This window comes from Kitasatospora sp. NPDC015121 (assembly GCF_055562955.1).
This window is the reverse complement of record NZ_JBVHEH010000031.1, coordinates 35283-55726: the sequence shown is the minus strand read 5'-3', so window position 1 is coordinate 55726 and position 20444 is coordinate 35283. Positions and strand designations below refer to the sequence as shown.

Sequence of the window (20444 nt, the reverse complement as noted above, 5' to 3'; positions counted from 1 at the left end):
TCGCGAAGCCGCTGCGGGCCGCGGACGCCCGACCAGTGGTTGACTGGCCCGCGGAGGTGCGAGACGCAATGGCGCGGGCGACGGAACGACGACGAGTGGTGCGGCTGGACGGGGACGGGAGGGCCGCGCGGCCCGACAGCCTCGCCGCCGAGGAGCCGCTGGAGATCCGGATCGGCGGCGAGGCGCTGACCGTCACCATGCGCACCCCCGGCCACGACTTCGACCTGGTCGCCGGGTTCCTGGTCGGCGAGGGCCTGGTCGGCGCCACCGAGGAGCTCGCCGCGCTGCGCTACTGCGCCGGGACGGACGCGGACGGCGCCAACACGTACAACGTCGTCGACGCCACCGTCCGCGGCGCCCGTCCGGCCCTCTCCGCCCACCGCAACCTGCTGACCACCAGCGCGTGCGGCCTGTGCGGCCGCGACACCGTCGACGCCGTCCGCACCCGCTCGCGCTGGGACGTCTCCACCGACCCGCTCGGCGTCCCCGCCGCCGTCCTCTACGACCTCCCCGGGAAGCTGCGCGCCGCCCAGCGCGCCTTCGCCAGCACCGGCGGCCTGCACGCCGCCGGGCTCTTCACCGCGGACGGGACCCCGCTGTGCGTCCGCGAGGACGTCGGCCGCCACAACGCCGTCGACAAGGTGGTCGGCTGGGCCCTGCGCGAGGGCCGCCTCCCGCTGACCGGCCACCTCCTGCTGGTCTCCGGCCGCGCCTCCTTCGAACTCACCCAGAAGGCCGCCCTGGCCGGCCTCCCCCTGCTCGCCGCCGTCTCCGCCCCGTCCTCCCTCGCCGTCGACCTCGCCGAGGAACTCGGCCTCACCCTGGTCGGCTTCCTCCGCGACCGCTCCGCGAACGTCTACACCCGCGCGGACCGGATCGGGTGAGGAGGGCCCGCCCCGGGGCGCCCGCCCCCGGGGCCCGGGCGGCTACGCCTCCGGGGGCGAGCTGGGCCCCGAGAGGGCGACCGCGACCAGGGCGCGGAGCGCGGGGGCGGTCTGGGTGAAGGGGAGGGTGGACTCGTCGGCGAAGAGTTCGAGGAGCCAGCCGCCGGCCGGGTTGGCGCCGCCGGCGGCGGCCATCGCGCGGTAGCCGGAGACGACCATGACGGCCTCCTCGGCGGCGTCGTTGCCGGGGGCGCCGGCCCGGAGGGTGAAGGAGCCGCCGGCGACGGCGCGGGAGGTGAGGGGGTAGTGGCGGAGGTCGAAGACGGCGTCGGGGGCTTCGATCTGGGCGCGCTGGGTCTGGGCGCGGGCGCTCGCGGGACCGCCGGTCATCCGGTAGACGGCGTGCCGGGCGGTGCGCATCAGGCAGGAGCCGGGCGGGACGTAGGAGATCCACCAGCCGACGGCGTTGAGCATCCGGGAGGCGGTCTCGGCGACCAGGGCGAGCCGGCCGAGGGTGTCGGCGGGGTGGGTGCCGCCGCCCTGGTCGAGCGTGCCGAGGACGGCGGTGAGGAGTTGGCCGGGGTCGGCGCTGTGCGCGGTGCCGCGGAAGCGCCGCCGGTCGCCGTTCGGCCGCCCGCCGAGGCCCTTGGCGTCGGCGAGCTGCACGGTCGGGTCGGGGGCGTAGGCCGGTCCGTGGCCGCGTCCGGCGACGACGGGGTGGGCGGCGCGGGCGGCCTTGGCGCGGTACTGGGCGGCGTCGGCGAGCCGGAGCAACCGGTCGGGGGTGGTGACCGGGCCGATCGAGTCGCCGGTGGAGGCGATGCCGCAGGCGACGCCCTCTCCGTCGGTCAACTCCAGCGCGCGGACGCAGAGTTCCTCGGCGACGGCGACCACCTCGTCGGCGGACTGGCCCTCGGCGAGCAGGCAGAACTCGTCGCCGCCGAGCCGGGCGGCCAGGCTGCCGGGGAGCTTCGCGGCGGACACCGAGAGCTGCTGGGCGAAGCGTTCGAGCAGCCGGTCGCCCATCTCGTGGCCGTGCTGGTCGTTGACCCGCTTGAGCCCGTTGACGTCGCAGACCACCAGCGAGACGACGGCGCCGTCCCGGTTGTGGGCCTTGAGCGCGTCGTCGAGGCGGGCGTCGACGGCGCGGCGGTTGGCGAGGCCGGTGAGGGCGTCGGTGAAGGCGAGGCGGCGCAGGTCGGCGACGCGTTCGGTCTGGGCGAGGCCGGCCGAGATCTGGGCGGCGAGCAGGGTGGCGTACTCGGCGTCGACGCCGGTGAAGACGGGCATGCCGACGCCGCGGGCGAGGTAGAGCTCGCCCCAGGCCCGGCCGTGCAGGACGATCGGGGCGACCAGGCAGCAGCCGCGGCCCCGGCGGCGCAGGCCGGCGGCGCGCTGGCGGCAGAACGCGCCGGAGCCGTGCGGCGGGTGGCCGGTGTGGTGCGGGCCGACGTCCTCGGCGGTCTGGATCCAGGCGCGGGGCAGCCGTCCGGTGGTCCAGTGCTCTTCGAGGTAGGTGACGATCTCGGGGAAGTCCGCGACGGGGTACGACTCGTCCTCGGGCAGCTCCTCCTCGCCGGGGGCGAGCTCGCCGTGGTTGACCAGCACCCGCAGCCGGCCGGACTCGCGGTCCCAGACCGAGACGGCGGCCATGGTGGCGCCGAGCGCGGGGACGGCCCGGGCGGCGGCGGCCCGGACCGCCTCCAGCGGGGTCATCGCGCCCGCCATGTCCTGGGCCAGCTCGACCACGGCCTGCAGCCGCAGGTCGGGTGCCGCCGCCTCGAACGAGGCCTGCTCGTCCATGGTCGCCTCACTCACCGCTACTCACCGTCAGCCGTCCTCCCGCCCCTGTGACCCCATTGCCCCAGCCTAGGGGGGTCTGCGCGGTTTTGGACCGAAGGCGGCCGCGGGGGCGGGTCAGTCGGTGCCGGGCACCCGGGTGAGCAGCCAGGGCTCGACCAGGCCGAGGCCGCGGACCGGGCGGCGCCACATCGGCTGGAGGTTGAAGCGGTGGCCGGGGGCGGGGGCGGTCTCGGGGAGGGCGGCGGTGCCGTCCCGGTCGAGCGCGGCGGCGAGTTCGCCGTCGACCAGGACGGCGTCCTTGGGGGCGATCGAGGTGAGCCGGGAGGCGAGGTTGACGGTGGTGCCGAAGACGTCGCCCATCCGGGAGGTGACGGTGCCGAAGGCCATGCCGACCCGCAGGGCGGGCATGTTGTCCTCCTTGGCGAGGGTCTCGACCAGGGAGAGGGCGATCTCGGCGACGGTGGCCGGGTCCTCGGAGACGAACAGGATCTCGTCGCCGAGCGTCTTGACCACCCGGCCGCCCTGGCCGGCGATCAGGTCGGAGCAGGTGTTCTCGAAGCCCTCGACGAGTTCGCCGAGCTCCTCCTCCTCCAGCCGGCGGGAGAGCCGGGTGAAGCCGACCAGGTCGGCGAAGGCGACGGCGAGCCGGCCGGAGGTGACCTCGTGGTCCTCGGCGGCGGCGACCACCCGGCCGGTGACGGCGGCGAGCTGGCGGCGCCAGACGTACACCAGGAACTGCTCCAGCTCGGGCAGCAGCAGTTCGACCAGCGGGTAGGCGACGTCCGAGCGGGTCATGCCGGGTTCGACGGGCTGGGTGAGGTTGTCGAGGAAGGTGTCCATCTGCCAGCCGGCCAGCCGGGCGGTGGTCTGGCCGGTGGAGCGGGCGACCTGGATCGCCATCGGCTCGCTGAGCAGCCCGGACTCGATCAGGCCGGCCAGCCGGCGCAGCGCGATCACGTCGTTGTCGGTGAGGGCGCGGGACTGGCCGATGTCGGGGAAGCCCATGGCGCGCCAGAACCGGGTGGCGAGGTCCATCGGGACCTCGGCGGCGCGGGCCGCCTGGTACGGGGTGTACTTGCGCGGCGCGTCGAGGATCAGCCGCTCCAGGTCGGTGGCGACGGTGGTCTCGTCCGTCGCGCCGTTGCCGGAGCCCGTCGTGGCGCCGCCGTTGTCAGTCACCGGTCCGTCCCCGTGCGGTGGGCCGCACTTGTGTCTTGCCGTCCTTGAGGTGCGGGCGCGCGACCACCTCGGGGGTAGTGGCGAGCCTCACACCGCTGCCAGGTGGAATGTTCGCACGGAATCGCGTAATCCGGGGCATCCGCCCGGCAGCCGGTCGGACGGTCCCGCAGGCTGAGACCGCGACCCCGGCCGCGACCCCGGCCGCGACCCCGCCCGCGGGCCCGTTCAGCCCCGCGGGCGCACGTGCACCACGTCGCCGGCCGCGACCGGGTGCCGGACGCCGTCGGGGGTGCGCACCACCAGGCGGCCGTCGCCGTCCACCGCGACGGCCTCGCCGAGCAGTTCGCGCTCGCCGGGTAGCTGGACCCGCACCGGCCGGTTCAGCGTGGTGCAGCGGGCGGTGTACGCGGGCAGCAGGCCGCTGGCGTGCGGGTCGCCGGCGGCGGCGGTCCACTCGCCGTACAGGTCGGCGAACTCGCGCAGCACGGCGCGCAGCAGGGTCGGCCGGTCGGTGGTCCCGGCGCCGGCCAGCGCCAGCGAGGTCGCGGTCGGGACGGGCAGCTCGTCCGCGCGCAGCGAGACGTTCAGGCCGAGGCCGGCCACCACGGCGCCGCCGGACAGCTCGGTGAGGATGCCGCCGAGCTTGCGCTCCTGCCCGTCGACGACGGCCTGCAGGTCGTTGGGCCACTTCAGGCCGGTGGGCAGGTCGGCCACCCGGTCGAGGGTGGCGGAGACCGCGGTGCCGATCAGGATCGGCAGCCAGCCGTAGCGCTCCACCGGCACCCCCCGCGGGCGCAGCAGCAGCGACAGGAACAGCCCGGAGCGCGGCGGGGCGTTCCAGCGGCGGTCGAGCCGGCCGCGTCCGGCGTGCTGCGACTCGGCGACCAGCACGGCGCCCTCGGGCGCGCCGTCCTTGGCGCGGGCGGCGAGGTCGGCGTTGGTGGAGCCGGTCTCGCTCACCACGTCGAGTGAGGTCCACAGCGCCCCGGGGCGCAGCAGGTCGAGCCGCAGGGCCCGTTCGTCCAGCGGCGGACGCTCCAGGTCGGTCCACGGGGAGGGGCCGTCGTGGCCGAAGCCGCGCAGGCCGGAGCGGCGGGGGCGGGGGCTGTCGGGAGTGGTCACCGGGTCAGCCTAGGTCCCTTTCCGGACGCCGCACGCCGCTTCATCGTCCCGCAGAACGCGGGGTGGGACGATGTGGCGATGGCCATAACCACGCGCGCGCCGGCGCTGGTTACGCTACTCAACGGTAGACCGCAGCGCCGCCCTGCCCGCACCCCTCGCGCGCCGGGCCGGCGGCCGAGGACGCAGGGAGAGCCACCGGAATGACCCAGGCACCGCAGGACCCGCACACCACCGCCGGGAAGCTCGCCGACCTGCGCCGGCGGATCGACGAGGCGGTGCACTCCGGCTCGGCCGCGGCGGTCGAGAAGCAGCACGCCAAGGGCAAGCTGACGGCCCGCGAGCGGATCGCCGCCCTGCTGGACGAGGACTCCTTCGTCGAGTTCGACGAGTTCGCCCGGCACCGCTCGACCAACTTCGGGCAGGAGCGGAACCGCCCGTACGGCGACGGCGTGGTGACCGGCTACGGCACCGTGGACGGGCGCCAGGTCGCGGTGTTCGCGCAGGACTTCACGGTGTTCGGCGGCTCGCTGGGCGAGGTGTTCGGCGAGAAGATCGTCAAGGTGATGGACTTCGCGCTGAAGACCGGCTGCCCGATGATCGGCATCAACGACTCCGGCGGCGCCCGGATCCAGGAGGGCGTGGTCTCGCTCGGCCTGTACGGCGAGATCTTCCGGCGCAACGTGCACGCCTCCGGCGTGATCCCGCAGATCTCGCTGATCATGGGCCCGTGCGCGGGCGGCGCGGTGTACTCCCCCGCGGTGACCGACTTCGTGGTGATGGCCGACCGGACCTCGCACATGTTCATCACCGGCCCGGACGTGATCAGGACCGTCACCGGCGAGACCGTCGACATGGAGGAGCTGGGCGGCGCCCGCACCCACAACACCAAGTCCGGCAACGCGCACTACCTGGCCGCCGACGAGAAGGAGGCCATCGAGTACGTCAAGAGCCTGCTCTCGTACCTGCCCTCCAACAACCTGAGCGACCCGCCGGTCTACCCCGAGCAGGCCGACCTGTCGATCACCCCCGAGGACCTCGAACTCGACGCGATCGTCCCGGACTCGGCGAACCAGCCGTACGACATCCGCCGGGTGATCGAGCACGTGCTGGACGACGGCGACTTCCTGGAGGTCCAGCCGCTGTACGCGGGCAACATCGTGGTCGGCTTCGGCCGGGTCGAGGGCCACCCGGTCGGCGTGGTCGGCAACCAGCCGATGGACCTGGCCGGCTGCCTGGACATCGCCGCCAGCGAGAAGGCCGCCCGCTTCGTGCGCACCTGCGACGCGTTCAACATCCCGGTGCTGACCTTCGTCGACGTGCCCGGCTTCCTGCCCGGCACCGGCCAGGAGTGGGACGGCATCATCCGGCGCGGCGCCAAGCTGATCTTCGCGTACGCGGAGGCCACCGTGCCGCTGATCACCGTCATCACCCGCAAGGCCTTCGGCGGCGCGTACGACGTGATGGGCTCCAAGCACCTCGGCGCCGACCTCAACCTGGCCTGGCCGACCGCCCAGATCGCCGTGATGGGCGCCCAGGGCGCGGTCAACATCCTGCACCGCCGCGAGATCGCCGCCGCCGAGGCCGAGGGCCTCGGCGAGGAGCGCCGCGCCGAACTGCTCGCCTCGTACGAGGACACCCTGCTCAACCCGTACCTGGCGGCCGAGCGCGGCTACGTCGACGCGGTCATCGCGCCCAGCGAGACCCGGCGGCACATCGTCCGGGGGCTGCGGGCGCTACGCGGCAAGCGGGAGGCGCTGCCCCCGAAGAAGCACGGCAACATCCCGCTCTGATCCTCCCGAAGGGACCCCGCACATGACGCCCATTCAGGTGCTGCACGGGCAGCCGACCCCCGAGGAGCTGGCCACCGTCCTGGCGGTGGTCCAATCCCGGGCCGCGAACCGGGCCGCCGCCGGCCCGGCCGCCGGCCCGGCCTCCTCCTGGACCACCCGCACCCCGCGCCCGCTCCCCGCGCCGGGCCCGCACGCCTGGCGCACCAGCCTCTGGCCGCGCTGACGGGGGCCCGGGGCCCGGCCGGGGCCCCGGGCCCGTCCGGCTAGGACCGGCGGCGGAAGACCCCGTCGAGGGCGAAGCTGCCCGGGCCGATGATCGCGATCAGGAGGAAGGCCCAGCAGAAGAGGACGGCCGACTCGCCGCCGTTCTGCAGCGGGAGGAGCGCGCTCTCCTGGTGGACGCTGAAGTAGGCGTAGGCCATCGAGCCGGAGGCGATCAGCGCGGCGGTGCGGGTGCCGACGCCGAGCAGGACCAGCGCCCCGCAGACGAGCTGGATGACGGCGGCGTACCAGCCGGGCCAGCTGCCGGTGGGGACGGTCCCGCCGCCGTGGGCGCCGCCCAGGACGCCGAAGAGCGACGCGGCGCCGTGGCAGGTGAAGAGCAGGCCGATCACGACGCGGTACAGGGCGATCAGGTGCGGGCGGGCCGCGTCGGCGGTGCTTCTCGCGGTGGTGGTGAGGTGGGACATGGGGTACTCGACTCCTCAGGCGAAACCAGTGGGGTGGTTCTCCGTGACTGTGCACGCGCCCTGACCGTGGAGGTGACTGTCGGGGCGGGGGAGGGATCGACGGACCGCACGCCGTGGATCATGGACCCGACAAGTCAGTTGCTCTATTGCAGGGAAAGCGGCCGCCCGCGTCAAGCCGGGACCCGAACCATTTCCGCTACGCCGGACTGAGTACGCGTACTCAGGCGCCGCCCGCCCGGCCGTTGCAGGCTGGTGGGGTGCTCTGGTCAGACCCGCGCGACGAACCGTCGCAAGAGGCCCGCGAGGTGCAGCGCAGGCTGCGCCGGACGGCGCTGCTGATCGCGCTGCTGGCGCTCGCCGGCGCGGCCCTGGTGCTGGTCTAGAACGCTAGGCTGGGGCCCATGACCGCTCGTCGCCCGCTGGTTCTCGCGTCCGCCTCCCCCGCCCGGCTGGGCCTGCTGCGGCAGGCGGGCCTGGATCCGCTGGTGCGGGTGAGCGGGGTGGACGAGGACGCGCTGAGCGCCGCCACGCCGGGCGAGTTGGCGCTGGTGCTGGCGGTGGCGAAGGCGGAGAAGGTCGCGGGCGAGCTGGCCGCCGAGCCGGGTGAGCCCCCGCTGGTGGTGGGGTGCGACTCGGTGCTGGAGCTGGACGGCGCCGCGCTCGGCAAGCCGGCCGACGCGGCGGAGGCGCTGGCCCGCTGGCGTGCGATGCGCGGCCGGGCCGGCGTGCTGCGCACCGGCCACTGCGTGATCGACACCGCGACCGGCCGGCGGGCGAGCGCGACCGCCTCGACCACCGTCCGGTTCGGGACGCCGGACGACGCCGAGGTCGCCGCGTACGTCGCCTCCGGCGAACCGCTGCACGTGGCCGGGGCGTTCACCCTGGACGGCCGCTCGGCGCCGTTCGTGGAGGGGATCGACGGCGACCCCGGCAACGTGATCGGCCTGTCGCTGCCGCTGCTGCGCACGCTGCTCGCCGAGCTGGGCGTGCGCATCACCGACCTCTGGGCCTAGGGCGGGCCCGGTCAGCCGGTCGCGGGGGCGTGCTTGGCCAGGTAGGCGAGCACGTCGGGCAGCGCGCCGTCCTGGAGCAGCGGGCCGCCGTGGTTGCTGCCCGGGTAGATCTTGAGCTGCTTGTCCTCGGCGACGGAGGCGTCGTAGAGGGCCTGGGCGTTGGCGGCGAACGGGGTGTCGAGCTGCTCGGCGGCGAAGTAGGTCGGGGTCCTCACCACGGTGACCGCCATCTCGGCGTTGAACAGCGGGTACGAGGTGGGCGAGCTGAGCGCGACCACGGCCTTCACCGGCAGCGGGTTGGTGAGCCTGGCGGCGACCAGCGAGGCGGCGGCGCCCTTGGAGGCGCCGACCAGCACGACCGCGCCGACGCCCTTGCCCTGGTAGTGGCGTTCGGCGGCCTTGATGGCCTCGGTGACGTCGCCCGAGCAGGTGACCGCGAGAACCGCGTAGCCGGCCTCGGTGAACCGGTCGAAGGCGGGCGCCCACTCGCAGAGCGAGCTGTCGGCCTGGTGCGAAAAGACCACCCCGACCTTGGCCCCCCCGGCGTCGGAGTCCCGGTAGTAGGCGTCCAGGTAGTTCCCGGCGGCGGTGCCCGCGTCGAGCGTGAAGGAGCCCTTGGCGGCCTGCTGCCGGGTGACGCAGCCGTAGGTGTCGGCGCTCGGGCTCGCGGCGGCGCGCGCGCCGCCGTCCTCTCCCCCGCCGCCGCTTCCGCCGGAGCAGGCGGTGAGCAGCAGCGCGGCGGCGGCCAGCGCGACGGACGGTGTGGAACGCTTCACGTTTTCCCCCGTGAATCGTGCGAATGGTGCGTGGTGGCTGCGACGCTAGGGAGCGCCCCGAATCCGGTCAATGGTCTGAACCATTCCGTTATGACCGGCGGCCGGGCGGAACGGTCGGCTCCGTTACCGGGATGCGGAAACGGACAGAACCCGGCCCGTACATCTGTTGCAGATTTCCACTCCTGCACCCACCGGGCCGCCGTTAGGCTGACGAACCGGACCGGAAAGGGGCGACGAGGAGCCGCAGATGACCGATGGAGTGCTCAACGTCGTCCTGGGAATCGTCGCTTCGGCGATCAGCGCCGGGCTCGGCTGGCTGGCCCAGTCGCTGCGCCGGCGGCGCAGGTTGGAGCGGGTGCGCGGGTTCTTCGGGCTGCCCGCCGGCGGCGAGGCGCTGCTGGTGGTCAACCGCCAGGCGTCGGCGACGGACGCGAAGAGCGTGGCCCGCGACGACGTGTACGCGTTGATGGAGCTGGCCGCGCTGGTGCGCGAGTGCGGGGCGCGGGCCACGCTGACCGGGCACGACGAGGTCCGGCAGGGGCTGGGCGACAAGAGCGAGTTCTGCGTGGGCGGCCCGGCCGGCAACAAGCGGACGGCGGCGCACCTGGAGTCCTGGCTGCCCGGCGTCGCGTTCGTCTCCCCGCCGGAGGAGGTCGGGCACCCGGTGCACACCCTGGTGGTCGGCCCGCGGGAGTTCCGGTTCCTGACCGCCCGGGAGGAGCCCGGCCAGCGGGCGCACGCGCTGCTGGCCCGGGTGCACCTGCGCGAGGGCGGCCGGCCGGTGTTCCTGATAGCCGGGCAGACCGCGGTCTCCAACCACGCCGCGGCCCGCTACCTGCTCGCGCACCACCGGGAGCTGGCCCGCCGGCACGGCCGGGACGGGGCGTTCGCGGTGGTGCTGCGGGTGGTGAACGCCCGGGCCTACGGGCCGGACGTGGTCGAGTTCGAGGCCGACGTGACGGCCGAGGCAACCGCCCGTCCGCAGCCGGTGGCGGCCGGCTGATCCGCCCGATGTGGCCAAGGCCACCTGACCCGGGACGGACCCGCCGCCGCCCCGACCGTGACCGCCTCGGGCCCGCTGCCTGCGGCGCGCCGTCAACGGCCGCCGCTCGCACCGGAGTCCGGCAAACGAGCGTGTGAGCACGCTCACCACCAGGGACTACTCGCCGGTAGCGCCCTTCAATCCATAGACTCGACGAGGTTCGAGAAGGGAGCCACAGTGCGCAAGGTGCTCATCGCCAACCGCGGAGAAATCGCCGTCCGCGTCGCCCGGGCCTGCCGGGATGCGGGTATCGCCAGTGTCGCGGTGTACGCGGAGCCTGACCGGGACGCGCTGCACGTCCGGGCGGCCGACGAGGCGTACGCGCTGGGCGGCGACACCCCCGCCACCAGCTACCTGGACATCGCCAAGGTGCTCAAGGCCGCCGCCGACTCCGGCGCGGACGCGGTCCACCCCGGTTACGGCTTCCTCTCCGAGAACGCCGAGTTCGCCCAGGCCGTGCTCGACGCCGGGCTGACCTGGATCGGCCCGCCGCCGCAGGCCATCCGCGACCTCGGCGACAAGGTCACCGCCCGGCACGTCGCCCAGCGGGCCGGTGCCCCGCTGGTGGCCGGCACGCCCGAGCCGGTCTCCGGCGCCGACGAGGTCGTCGCGTTCGCCGCCGAGCACGGCCTGCCGGTCGCCATCAAGGCGGCGTTCGGCGGCGGCGGCCGCGGCCTGAAGGTCGCCCGCACGCTGGAGGAGATCCCCGAGCTGTACGAGTCGGCGGTCCGCGAGGCGGTCGCCGCGTTCGGCCGCGGCGAGTGCTTCGTCGAGCAGTACCTCGACAAGCCCCGGCACGTGGAGACCCAGTGCCTGGCCGACCAGCACGGCAACGTGGTGGTCGTCTCCACCCGCGACTGCTCGCTGCAGCGCCGGCACCAGAAGCTGGTCGAGGAGGCGCCCGCGCCGTTCCTCACCCCCGAGCAGAACGCCGAGCTGTACCGCGCCTCCAAGGCGATCCTGCGCGAGGCGGGCTACGTCGGCGCCGGCACCTGCGAGTTCCTGGTCTCCCAGGACGGCCTGATCTCCTTCCTGGAGGTCAACACCCGCCTCCAGGTCGAGCACCCGGTCTCCGAGGAGGTCACCGGCCTGGACCTGGTCCGCGAGATGTTCCGGATCGCCGACGGCGAGGAGCTCGGCTACGACGACCCCGAGGTCCGCGGCCACTCCTTCGAGTTCCGGATCAACGGCGAGGACCCGGGCCGCAACTTCCTCCCGGCCCCCGGCACCGTCACGCTGTTCGCCCCGCCGTCCGGCCCGGGCGTCCGGCTGGACGCGGGCGTCGAGTCCGGCTCGGTCATCGGCCCGGCCTGGGACTCGCTGCTGGCCAAGCTGATCGTCACCGGCACCGACCGCAAGCAGGCCCTGCAGCGCGCCAAGCGCGCCCTGGAGGAGTTCAAGGTCGAGGGCATGGCCACCGCCATCCCGTTCCACCAGGCCGTGGTCACCGACCCCGCCTTCGCCCCCGAACTGACCGGCTCCGCCGAGCCGTTCAAGGTCTTCACCCGCTGGATCGAGACCGAGTTCGACAACACCATCCCGGCGTTCGTCGGCGCCGGCGCCGAGGGCGAGGAGCCCGAGGGCCGCGAGACCGTGGTCGTCGAGGTCGGCGGCAAGCGGATCGAGGTCTCGCTGCCGTCCTCGCTGGGCGTCGCCTCGGCCCCGGCGGCCGGCGCGGGCGCGGGCGCGAAGGCCAAGCGCCGGGTGGGCGCGAAGAAGGCCGCCTCCGCGGTCTCCGGCGACACCCTGGCCTCGCCGATGCAGGGCACCATCGTCAAGGTCGCCGTCGAGGAGGGCCAGGTCGTCGCCGAGGGCGAGCTGATCGTCGTCCTGGAGGCGATGAAGATGGAGCAGCCGCTGAACGCCCACAAGGCCGGCACCGTGGTCGGTCTGAAGGCCGAGGTCGGCGCCTCGGTCTCCAGCGGCGCCGCGCTCTGCGAGATCAAGGACGTCTGAGCGCCACCGGCACCGTGAGGGCGGCGGGGGTCCACGGACCCCCGCCGCCCTCCGGGCTATTCGGCGGCGCCCAGCACCAGTTCCTCGACGCCGTTCAGGAACCCGGCCATCCGCTCCCGGGTGAGCAGCGCGCCGTCCGCCACCATCCGCAGCTCGACCGCGCCGGGCACCACCACCACGTCCAGCGCGACGGACACCCCGGGGCGGGCCGGGAACTCGTCCGGGAAGCTCAACTCCCGTTCCACCGAAGCCCCCTGGTCCGATCCGTCGGCCATCAGCGCGGCCAGCGGGTCCCGGGTGTCGTTCCAGAACACCGAGTGGTCGGCCAACTCGACGCCCGACGCCCGCAGTTCGGCCAGGTCGGCGTCCAACCGCGGCTTGTCGTAAGCGGAGTGGCGGTAGGCGCTGAGCGCCGGGCCGTGGGCGCGGCGGACGGTCTCGGCGAAGTCGTCGGAGACCTCCGGGAGGTGGAACAGGCCCTCCTGGGCGAGCGTGGTGACGGCCTCGGCGGCCCGCTCGGTGAACCGGTTGCCGACCACCACCTGGCACAGGAAGCCGCGCTGCCCGCCGAGCCGGGCCAGCCCGGTGGCGGCGGCGGCCAGCAGCACGGTGGAGTCGCTGCTGCGCAGCCGGGCGGCGACCGCCGGGAGCGCGGCGGCCAGCGCCGGGGAGCGCAGCACCGCGTACGGGAAGGTCCGCTCCGGGTCGGGTTCGCCGTCCGGGCGGGGCAGCAGGACGCGCGGGCCGACGGTCAGCTTGTCCCGCCAGTGCCGGCGGGCGGCGGCGTCCCGGCGGCGGCCGCGCGGCCCGGCCTGCTCGGCGGCCTCGTCCAGCGGCTGGGCGAACTCCCGTTCGGCGCGCAGGTCCCGGGCGGTGCGGCCGGCCGCCAGCAGCATCAGGTCGCGGACCATCCGGCGCATCCCCCAGCCGTCGGCGGCGGTGTGCGAGAGCACGATGACCGCCTGCCGGACCAGGCCGTCGACCAGCACCAGGGCCAGCCGGATCGGCCACTCGCGGGCCAGTTCGAAGGGTGCGGCGGCGTAGGCGGCGACCAGCTCCCCGGCGGCCTCGGCGGCCTGCTCGGGGGTGTCGCGGTGCAGCAGCGCCACCGGCAGGACGCCCTCGGGGTCGGCGACCTGCACCAGGTCGCCGTCCTGTTCGAGCAGCCGGGTGCGCAGCGCGTCGTGCAGGTGCAGCAGTTCGGTGTAGGCGCGGAGCACCGCCTCCGGCGCCATGCCGGGGTCGACGGGGGCGGCCAGCCGCAGGTTGTAGCGGGGCGCCTCGGTGCCGAGCCGGACCAGGGCGGTGTGGATGGCGCGCTGTCCCCAGGTCGCGGGGCCGCGGCCGCCGCGCGCCTCACGTACCGTCAATTCGGTTGTGCGGTCGAGTGTTTCGCTCGCTGCGTCCATGGGGCCAGACGCTACAAGCGGGGTGGGCGGGGCGGCCAGGGGTCGGCGGCGGGCGGGCCGGAACCGGTCAGCGGGCGCCTCCCGGCGCGCGCGGCGGCCGCACCCGACGGCCGTACTCGGCGGCCGCGCCCGGCGGCCGTACCCGACGGCCGCGCCCGGCGGTCGCGCTCAGCGGATGCGTTCGGCGAGCCGGGCCGGGGGCGGCAGGGCGCCGTGCGGGGCGGGGCGGCGCTGGCCGGGCAGCGGGCCGCCGGGGGTCGGGCCGGACGGCGGCGGGACGGGCCGGCGGGCGGCCTGCTGGTGCCCGGCGTCGGGGGCCAGGCCGAGCGAGGCCACCGAGATCTGCACCCCGCAGTCGGCGAGCGCGTGCTGCTCCCGGGAGGTCAGGTCGTCCAGCAGGGTGCGCTCGTCGGTGACCAGCCGGGTGATCGCCTCGGTGGCGACGGTCTGGAACATGCTGTCCGCGCCGAGCTTGGTGTGGTCGGCCAGCACGATCACCTCGTTGGCGGCCTGCACCAGCGCACGGTCGACCGAGGCGGAGAGCATGTTGGCGGTGGACAGGCCGCGTTCGGCGGTCAGGCCGCTGCCGGAGATGAACGCCTTGGTGACCCGCAGCCCGGCCAGCGACTGCTCGGCGCCGCTGCCCACCAGGGCGTAGTTGGAGCCGCGCAGGGTGCCGCCGGTCATCACCACCTCGACCCGGTTGGCGTGCGCCAGCGCCTGGGCGACCAGCAGCGAGTTGGTGACCACCGTCAGCCCCGGCACCCGGGCCAGCCGGCGGGCCAGCTCCTGGGTGGTGGTGCCGGCGCCGACCACGATGGCGTCGCCCTCCTCGACCAGGTCCGCGGCGAGGTCGGCGATGGCGCTCTTCTCGGCGGTGGCGAGGTGGGTCTTCTGCGGGTAGCCCGGATCCCGGCTGAACCCGCCGGGCAGCACCGCGCCGCCGTGGCGGCGGTCGAGCAGCCCTTCGGACTCCAGCGCCCGGACGTCCCGGCGGACGGTGACTTCGGAGGTCTGGACGACGCGGGCCAGCTCACGGAGCGACACGGCTCCGTTGGCGCGCACCATCTCTAGGATCAACTGGCGACGTTCTGCTGCAAACACAGGACCGACGGTAACCCGAGTGACCGTCTGCTTTCAGGCGTTTGCACCTGGTAACGGGATTTGCTCACCTCGGAGCGGCGCGCGACCGTACAATGCGCGCCCCCTCGGCCGGGCGGGCCGGGCGGTGCGCGCCCGGCTCGTTCCCGTACGTCCCGCGCGCCCCGGGGCGCGCGCCGCCCGGCGGGGCGGATTACGACCCGGCGCCCTCGCGCTTGCGGATGTGCAGCTGGCGGGCGGCCTCGGCGGTCGAGCCGGACAGCGACGGGTAGACCGTGAAGGCACTGGCGACCTGCTCCACCGTCAGGTTGTTGTCGACGGCCAGCGAGATGGAGTGGATCAGCTCGGAGGCGCGCGGGGCGACCACCACGCCGCCGACCACGATGCCGGTGCCGGGGCGGGCGAACAGCTTCACGAAGCCGTCCCGGATGCCCTGCATCTTGGCCCGCGGGTTGCCGCGCAGCGGGAGCTTGACCTCGACGGCGTCCATCTTCCCGCAGGTCACGTCGGCGTGGGTGTAGCCGACGGTGGCGATCTCCGGGTCGGTGAACACGTTGGACGCCACGGTCTTCAGGTTCAGCGGCTGCACCGCGTCGCCGAGCGCGTGGTACATCGCGATCCGGCCCTGCATGGCGGCCACCGAGGCCAGCATGAAGACGCCGGTGCAGTCGCCGGCCGCGTACACGCCGGGGGCGGAGGTGCGGGAGACCCGGTCGACCTTGATCTGGCCCCAGTCGTTGACCGCGACGCCGGCCTCCTCCAGGCCGAGGTCGGCGGTGTTCGGGATCGAGCCGACCGCCATCAGGCAGTGGGTGCCGGTGATCACCTTGCCGTCGGCCAGCGTGACCTCCACCCGGTCGCCGATCCGCTTGGCGCTCTCGGCCCGCGAGCGGCTCATCACGTTCATGCCGCGGCGGCGGAACACGTCCTCCAGCACCTCGGCGGCGTCCGGGTCCTCGCCCGGGAGCACCCGGTCGCGCGAGGAGACCAGCGTGACGTTCGAGCCGAGCGCCTGGTAGGCGCCGGCGAACTCGGCGCCGGTGACGCCGGAGCCGACCACGATCAGCTCGCGCGGCAGCTCCTCCAGGTCGTACACCTGCGTCCAGGCCAGGATCCGCTCGCCGTCCGGCTGGGCGTCCGGCAGCTCGCGCGGGCGCACGCCGGTGGCGATCAGCACCGCGTCGGCGCGCACCGACTCGGTGGAGCCGTCGGTCAGCTCGACCAGCACCTCGCGGGAGCCGTCGATCGCCTGGCCGCCGGGGCCCAGCCGGCCCCGACCGCGCAGCACGGTGACGCCCGCCCGGGTGACGGCCTGGGTGATGTCGTGCGACTGGGCGATCGCCAGCCGCTTCACGCGCCGGTTGACCTTGCCGAGGTCGACGCCGACCACCCGGGCCGGGTCGGCCGGGTCCGGCGTGCCGTCGGCGACCAGGATGCCCAGCTCCTCGTAGGAGCTGTCGAAACTGGTCATCACCTCGGCGGTGGCGATCAGCGTCTTGGACGGCACGCAGTCCGTCAGCACCGCCGATCCGCCCAGACCGTCGCGGTCGACGACGGTCACCTCCGCGCCGAGCTGGGCGGCCACGAGGGCCGCCTCGTATCCGCCTGGTCCGCCACCGATGATCACGATCCGAGTCACGTGCCCCATTGTCCCGCACCCCGGAACCGTTTCCACGCCGGGGCCGTCGTTGTCCTCCCCTCCCCTACCCGGTCTGCCGGATCGAGGCCCCGACCAGCAGCCCGTTCGAGACCGTGTAGGTGCCCTCGTACGTCTTGGTGCTGCCGTCGGTCTGGACGGCGTAGATCACCGCCCGGACCTGGTTCGAACCGAAGGTGCTGGTGGTGCCGAGGGTGATGCTCGCGGTGGTGGCGTAGCCCCGCACCCAGCCGGCGTAGTCGCCGCCGCCGACGTACCTGCCGCCGAGCGCCCAGGCCGCCGCGTAGTCGTGGTTGCTGATGTCCTCGTAGTACTGCTGCACCACGGCGATCGCGCTGGTCAGCGTCGGGTCGCCGCCCTTCGCGGTGGTGACCGTGACGGTGGGGGCGGGCGTGGCGGTGACCGTCCGGGGCGTGACGGTGACGGTCGGGGTCGGGGTCGGGGTGACGGTGACGGTCGGGGTGGGCGTCGCGGTGACGGTCACCGCGCCCGGCGGACTGGCGCCGGAGCCGTCACCTCCGCCGGAGCCGCAGCCGGCCATGGCCGCCAGCAGCACCGCCGCCGCGGCCGGGACACCCACCGCCACCGGTAGCCGTCGCATCAGGACACTCCCGTCCGGCGCGCACCCCGCCCCCGAGCGGGGCGGGTCCGCCCGCGGGGTGAGACCTCCCTCCACCGTAGGCCCGCTCCGGACGGACGGCCCGGCGGGCCGTCCGGCTCCCGTAGGCTGGCGCCATGTCGCTCTACGCCGCCTACGCCACCAACCTCGACGCCCGGCAGATGTCCCGGCGCGCCCCGCACTCCCCGCTGCGCGGCACCGGCTGGCTGCCCGGCTGGCGGCTGACCTTCGGCGGCGAGCAGCTCGGCTGGGAGGGCTCGCTGGCCACCGTGGTCGAGGACGAGAAGGAGCAGGTCTTCGTCTCGCTGTACGACGTGGCCCCGATGGACGAGGAGGGCCTCGACCGCTGGGAGGGCGTCCAGCTCGGCATCTACCGCAAGGTCAAGCTGCGCGCGCAGACCCTGGACGGCGAGGTCGCGGTCTGGACGTACGTGCTGAACGACTACGAGGGCGGCCTGCCCGCCGCCCGCTACCTGGGCCTGATCGCGGACGCCGCGGAGAGCGCCGGCGCCCCCGACGACTACGTGCTGGACCTGCGCCGCCGGCCCTGCTGACCCTCGTGCGTTCCCCCGGAGCGGACCGCCGCCCGGGGGACGAATGCTGTCGTTCCACGCAATCCGGGTAACGATCCGGCATGGCCTGGGCGTGCTGTCTACGCGCGTAGGCAGATTTCACCTATCCTCGACCGTGTGAACGCATCTCCTCAGACGGTCGCCCCCGCCGACCCCTACGCCGCCGCCCGGGCCGCCGCCGACCGGCTGCGCGAACTCACCGGTGCCGAGCGCCACGACGTCGCCCTGGTGATGGGCTCCGGCTGGGTGCCGGCCGCCGACGCGCTCGGCGAGACCCTGGCGGAATTCCCGGTCACCGACCTGCCCGGCTTCCCCGCCCCCGCGGTGGCCGGCCACGCCGGCACCATCCGCTCGGTGCGGATCCCCGGCGAGGGCGGGCGCCGGGCGCTGGTCTTCCTCGGCCGCAACCACTACTACGAGGGCCACGGCGTGGCCACCGTGGTGCACGGCGTGCGCACCGCCGCCGCGGCCGGCTGCCGGACGATCGTGCTCACCAACGGCTGCGGCGGCCTGCGCGAGGGCTGGGTCCCCGGCCAGCCGGTGCTGATCAGCGACCACATCAACCTGACCGCGGACTCCCCGATCGTCGGCGCCAACTTCGTCGACCTCACCGACCTGTACTCCAAGCGGCTGCGCACCCTCTGCCGCGAGATCGACCCGTCCCTGGACGAGGCCGTCTACGTGCAGTTCCGCGGCCCGCACTACGAGACCCCGGCCGAGGTCAACATGGCCCGGGCGATCGGCGGCGAACTCGTCGGCATGTCCACCACCCTGGAGGCCATCGCCGCCCGCGAGGCCGGCGCCGAGGTGCTCGGCATCTCGCTGGTCACCAACCTGGCCGCGGGCATCACCGGCGAACCCCTCAACCACGCCGAGGTGCTGGAGGCCGGCAAGGCCTCCGCCGAACGGATGGGCGCCCTGCTGGCGAAGGTCCTGGAACGGATCTGACCCCCTTCCCCGGGGTGGACTCCCCTCCCGGGAAGCACCCCTGACGGAGAATCGGGGACGTGACGAGGAGAAGCGGCGCCGCCGCGCACGGGACCCGTGCGCGGCGGCGTTCGGCCGTCCTCCCCCTCCTCCCCTCCGCACTCCCCTCTCGTCCTCCCATCCCCAAGGAGCGGGCCGCATGCCGAAGGAACCCACCACCGACCTCCTCGACCGGGCCCGCGACTGGCTGGCCGAGGACCCCGACCCGCAGACCCGCGCCGAGCTGACCGCCCTGCTGGCCGCCGCCGAGGGCCCGGAGGCCGAGGCCGGGGAGCGGATCGCCTGGTCCCGGCTGGCCGAACGCTTCGCCGGACGCCTCCAGTTCGGCACCGCCGGGCTGCGCGGCGAGCTGGGCGCCGGGCCGATGCGGATGAACCGCGCCGTGGTGATCCGGGCCGCCGCCGGCCTGGCCGGGTACGTGCGCAGGCACCCCGAGCTCGGCGACCTGGTGGTGATCGGCTACGACGCCCGGCACAAGTCGTACGACTTCGCGCTCGACACCGCCGCCGTGGTGGTCGGCGCCGGCCTGCGCGCCGCGCTGCTGCCCCGCGCGCTGCCCACGCCCGTCCTCGCCTTCGCGATCCGGCAGCTCGGCGCGGCGGCCGGCGTGGTCGTCACCGCCAGCCACAACCCGCCGCAGGACAACGGCTACAAGGTCTACCTGGGCGACGGCTCGCAGATCGTCCCGCCCGCGGACGCCGACATCGCCGCCGAGATCGACGCGCTCGGCCCGCTCGCCGCCATCCCGCGCGCCGAGTCCGGCTGGGAGGTCCTCGGCGACGACGTCCTCACCGCCTACCTGGCCCGCGCCGCCGCCGTCCTCGACCCGGCCGGCGCCCGCGAACTCACCACCGTCTACACCCCGCTGCACGGCGTCGGCCGCGACGTCCTGCTCGCCGCGTTCGCCGCCGCCGGCTTCCCCGCCCCGACCGTGGTCGCCGAACAGGCCGAGCCGGACCCGGACTTCCCCACCGTCGCGTTCCCCAACCCGGAGGAGCCCGGCGCGATGGACCTCGCCTTCGCCACCGCCCGCGAAGCCCGCCCCGACCTGGTCATCGCCAACGACCCGGACGCCGACCGCTGCGCCGTCGCCGTCCCCGACCCCGCCGCCGACGGCGGCTGGCGGATGCTCCGCGGCGACGAGGTCGGCGCCCTCCTCGGCGCCGCCGTCGCCGCCACCGGCACCGACGGCGTCTTCGCCACCACCATCGTCTCCTCCACCCTGCTCGGCAAGATCGCCGCCGCCGCCGGCCTCGGCTACGCCGAAACACTCACCGGCTTCAAGTGGATCGCCCGCGCCGAGGGCATCCGCTACGGCTACGAGGAGGCCCTCGGCTACTGCGTGGACCCCGAGGGCGTCCGCGACAAGGACGGCATCACCGCCGCCCTCCAGATCGCCGAACTCGCCGCCGGCCTCAAGCGCGACGGCCGCACCCTCACCGACCTCCTCGACGACCTCGCCCTCGCGCACGGCCTGCACGCCACCGACCAGCTCTCGGTCCGCGTCGACGACCTCTCCGTCATCACCGACGCGATGGCCACCCTCCGCGACAAGCCCCCCGTCGAGCTGGCCGGCCTCACCGTCACCCGCGCCGACGACCTCACCACCGGCACCCCCGACCTCCCCCCGACCGACGGCCTCCGCTACTTCCTCACCGGCCCGACCGTCACCTCCGCCCGCGTGGTCGTCCGCCCCTCCGGCACCGAACCCAAGCTCAAGTGCTACCTCGAAGCCGTCCTCCCCGTCCCCACCCCCGCCGACCTCCCGGCCACCCGCGCCGCCGCCCAGCACCTGCTGGACACCCTCAAGCGCGACCTCGCCATGGCCGCAGGGCTGGCCTGACG

Annotated in this window: 18 protein-coding genes and 1 pseudogene; 10 read left to right on the top strand and 9 right to left on the bottom strand. The window is 74.7% G+C overall.

The genetic code is table 11. The features are described from left to right. The first annotated feature begins 68 nt into the window (after positions 1-68). Positions 69-884 carry a formate dehydrogenase accessory sulfurtransferase FdhD gene (gene fdhD / locus ACZ3J7_RS33935; RefSeq protein WP_465627236.1) on the top strand — a complete coding sequence of 272 codons (816 nt, stop codon included), beginning with the start codon at positions 69-71 and terminating at the stop codon, positions 882-884. A gap of 600 nt (positions 885-1484) precedes the next feature. Here fdhD and ACZ3J7_RS33930 read toward each other — a convergent pair. The 3 genes and pseudogenes from ACZ3J7_RS33930 to ACZ3J7_RS33920 form a co-directional block, all read right to left on the bottom strand. Beyond that, a pseudogene (locus tag ACZ3J7_RS33930) lies at positions 1485-2612 on the bottom strand (GGDEF domain-containing protein); the annotation flags it as partial. A 189-nt stretch (positions 2613-2801) separates the two neighbouring features. After that, on the bottom strand, positions 2802-3866 hold the full coding sequence (locus ACZ3J7_RS33925; RefSeq protein WP_014136100.1) for an adenylate/guanylate cyclase domain-containing protein: 1065 nt from the start codon (positions 3864-3866) through the stop codon (positions 2802-2804). 225 nt (positions 3867-4091) lie between these two features. After that, on the bottom strand, positions 4092-4988 hold the full coding sequence (locus ACZ3J7_RS33920; protein WP_465627235.1) for a biotin--[acetyl-CoA-carboxylase] ligase: 897 nt from the start codon (positions 4986-4988) through the stop codon (positions 4092-4094). A gap of 200 nt (positions 4989-5188) precedes the next feature. Between ACZ3J7_RS33920 and ACZ3J7_RS33915 the strand changes: the two genes are divergently transcribed. Beyond that, the gene (locus ACZ3J7_RS33915; RefSeq protein ID WP_465627234.1) at positions 5189-6778 is read left to right on the top strand and encodes an acyl-CoA carboxylase subunit beta; all 1590 of its coding nucleotides are present in this window, start codon (positions 5189-5191) and stop codon (positions 6776-6778) included. A gap of 22 nt (positions 6779-6800) precedes the next feature. Continuing rightward, positions 6801-7001, top strand: coding sequence for an acyl-CoA carboxylase subunit epsilon (locus tag ACZ3J7_RS33910; protein ID WP_465627233.1), 201 nt, complete (start codon positions 6801-6803; stop codon positions 6999-7001). Positions 7002-7041: 40 nt separating this feature from the next. Here the strand turns inward: ACZ3J7_RS33910 and ACZ3J7_RS33905 are convergent, their stop codons facing one another. After that, the gene (locus tag ACZ3J7_RS33905; protein ID WP_465627232.1) at positions 7042-7467 is read right to left on the bottom strand and encodes a DoxX family protein; all 426 of its coding nucleotides are present in this window, start codon (positions 7465-7467) and stop codon (positions 7042-7044) included. Between the two features lie 257 nt (positions 7468-7724). On the opposite strand from ACZ3J7_RS33905, the gene mmpB reads away from it, so the two are divergent. Together mmpB and ACZ3J7_RS33895 are read left to right on the top strand one after the other, a co-directional pair. Beyond that, on the top strand, positions 7725-7850 hold the full coding sequence (mmpB, locus tag ACZ3J7_RS33900) for a morphogenic membrane protein MmpB (protein ID WP_303392077.1): 126 nt from the start codon (positions 7725-7727) through the stop codon (positions 7848-7850). 18 nt (positions 7851-7868) lie between these two features. Then, positions 7869-8480, top strand: a complete 612-nt coding sequence (locus ACZ3J7_RS33895) for a Maf family protein (protein WP_465627231.1) — start codon at positions 7869-7871, stop codon at positions 8478-8480. 11 nt (positions 8481-8491) lie between these two features. Here ACZ3J7_RS33895 and ACZ3J7_RS33890 read toward each other — a convergent pair whose 3' ends face one another. Next, complete coding sequence (locus ACZ3J7_RS33890) at positions 8492-9256, bottom strand: alpha/beta hydrolase family protein (protein ID WP_465627230.1); 765 nt, start codon at positions 9254-9256, stop codon at positions 8492-8494. Between the two features lie 247 nt (positions 9257-9503). Here ACZ3J7_RS33890 and ACZ3J7_RS33885 point away from each other — a divergent pair, with 247 nt between their 5' ends. Together ACZ3J7_RS33885 and ACZ3J7_RS33880 are read left to right on the top strand one after the other, a co-directional pair. Continuing rightward, positions 9504-10259, top strand: coding sequence for a hypothetical protein (locus ACZ3J7_RS33885; protein ID WP_465627229.1), 756 nt, complete (start codon positions 9504-9506; stop codon positions 10257-10259). Between the two features lie 216 nt (positions 10260-10475). Next, a complete protein-coding gene (locus ACZ3J7_RS33880) occupies positions 10476-12254 on the top strand; it encodes an acetyl/propionyl/methylcrotonyl-CoA carboxylase subunit alpha (RefSeq protein WP_465627228.1) in 1779 nt (592 codons plus the stop codon). Between the two features lie 56 nt (positions 12255-12310). Here ACZ3J7_RS33880 and ACZ3J7_RS33875 read toward each other — a convergent pair whose 3' ends face one another. The 4 genes from ACZ3J7_RS33875 to ACZ3J7_RS33860 form a co-directional block, all read right to left on the bottom strand. After that, positions 12311-13663: a condensation domain-containing protein gene (locus tag ACZ3J7_RS33875; RefSeq protein ID WP_465627227.1), complete on the bottom strand. Its 1353-nt coding sequence runs from the start codon at positions 13661-13663 to the stop codon at positions 12311-12313. A 168-nt stretch (positions 13664-13831) separates the two neighbouring features. Next, the gene (locus ACZ3J7_RS33870) at positions 13832-14731 is read right to left on the bottom strand and encodes a DeoR/GlpR family DNA-binding transcription regulator (protein WP_465627255.1); all 900 of its coding nucleotides are present in this window, start codon (positions 14729-14731) and stop codon (positions 13832-13834) included. A gap of 226 nt (positions 14732-14957) precedes the next feature. Continuing rightward, the gene (locus tag ACZ3J7_RS33865; protein WP_465627226.1) at positions 14958-16412 is read right to left on the bottom strand and encodes an NAD(P)H-quinone dehydrogenase; all 1455 of its coding nucleotides are present in this window, start codon (positions 16410-16412) and stop codon (positions 14958-14960) included. Between the two features lie 55 nt (positions 16413-16467). Continuing rightward, a complete protein-coding gene (locus tag ACZ3J7_RS33860) occupies positions 16468-17022 on the bottom strand; it encodes a hypothetical protein (RefSeq protein WP_465627225.1) in 555 nt (184 codons plus the stop codon). A gap of 134 nt (positions 17023-17156) precedes the next feature. Between ACZ3J7_RS33860 and ACZ3J7_RS33855 the strand changes: the two genes are divergently transcribed. The 3 genes from ACZ3J7_RS33855 to ACZ3J7_RS33845 all read left to right on the top strand — a co-directional run bounded on the left by ACZ3J7_RS33855 (position 17157) and on the right by ACZ3J7_RS33845 (position 20442). Next, positions 17157-17594: a gamma-glutamylcyclotransferase family protein gene (locus ACZ3J7_RS33855; protein WP_014136114.1), complete on the top strand. Its 438-nt coding sequence runs from the start codon at positions 17157-17159 to the stop codon at positions 17592-17594. A 135-nt stretch (positions 17595-17729) separates the two neighbouring features. Beyond that, a complete protein-coding gene (locus ACZ3J7_RS33850; protein ID WP_465627224.1) occupies positions 17730-18560 on the top strand; it encodes a purine-nucleoside phosphorylase in 831 nt (276 codons plus the stop codon). A gap of 178 nt (positions 18561-18738) precedes the next feature. Continuing rightward, a complete protein-coding gene (locus ACZ3J7_RS33845; RefSeq protein ID WP_465627223.1) occupies positions 18739-20442 on the top strand; it encodes a phospho-sugar mutase in 1704 nt (567 codons plus the stop codon). Positions 20443-20444: the final 2 nt, after the last annotated feature.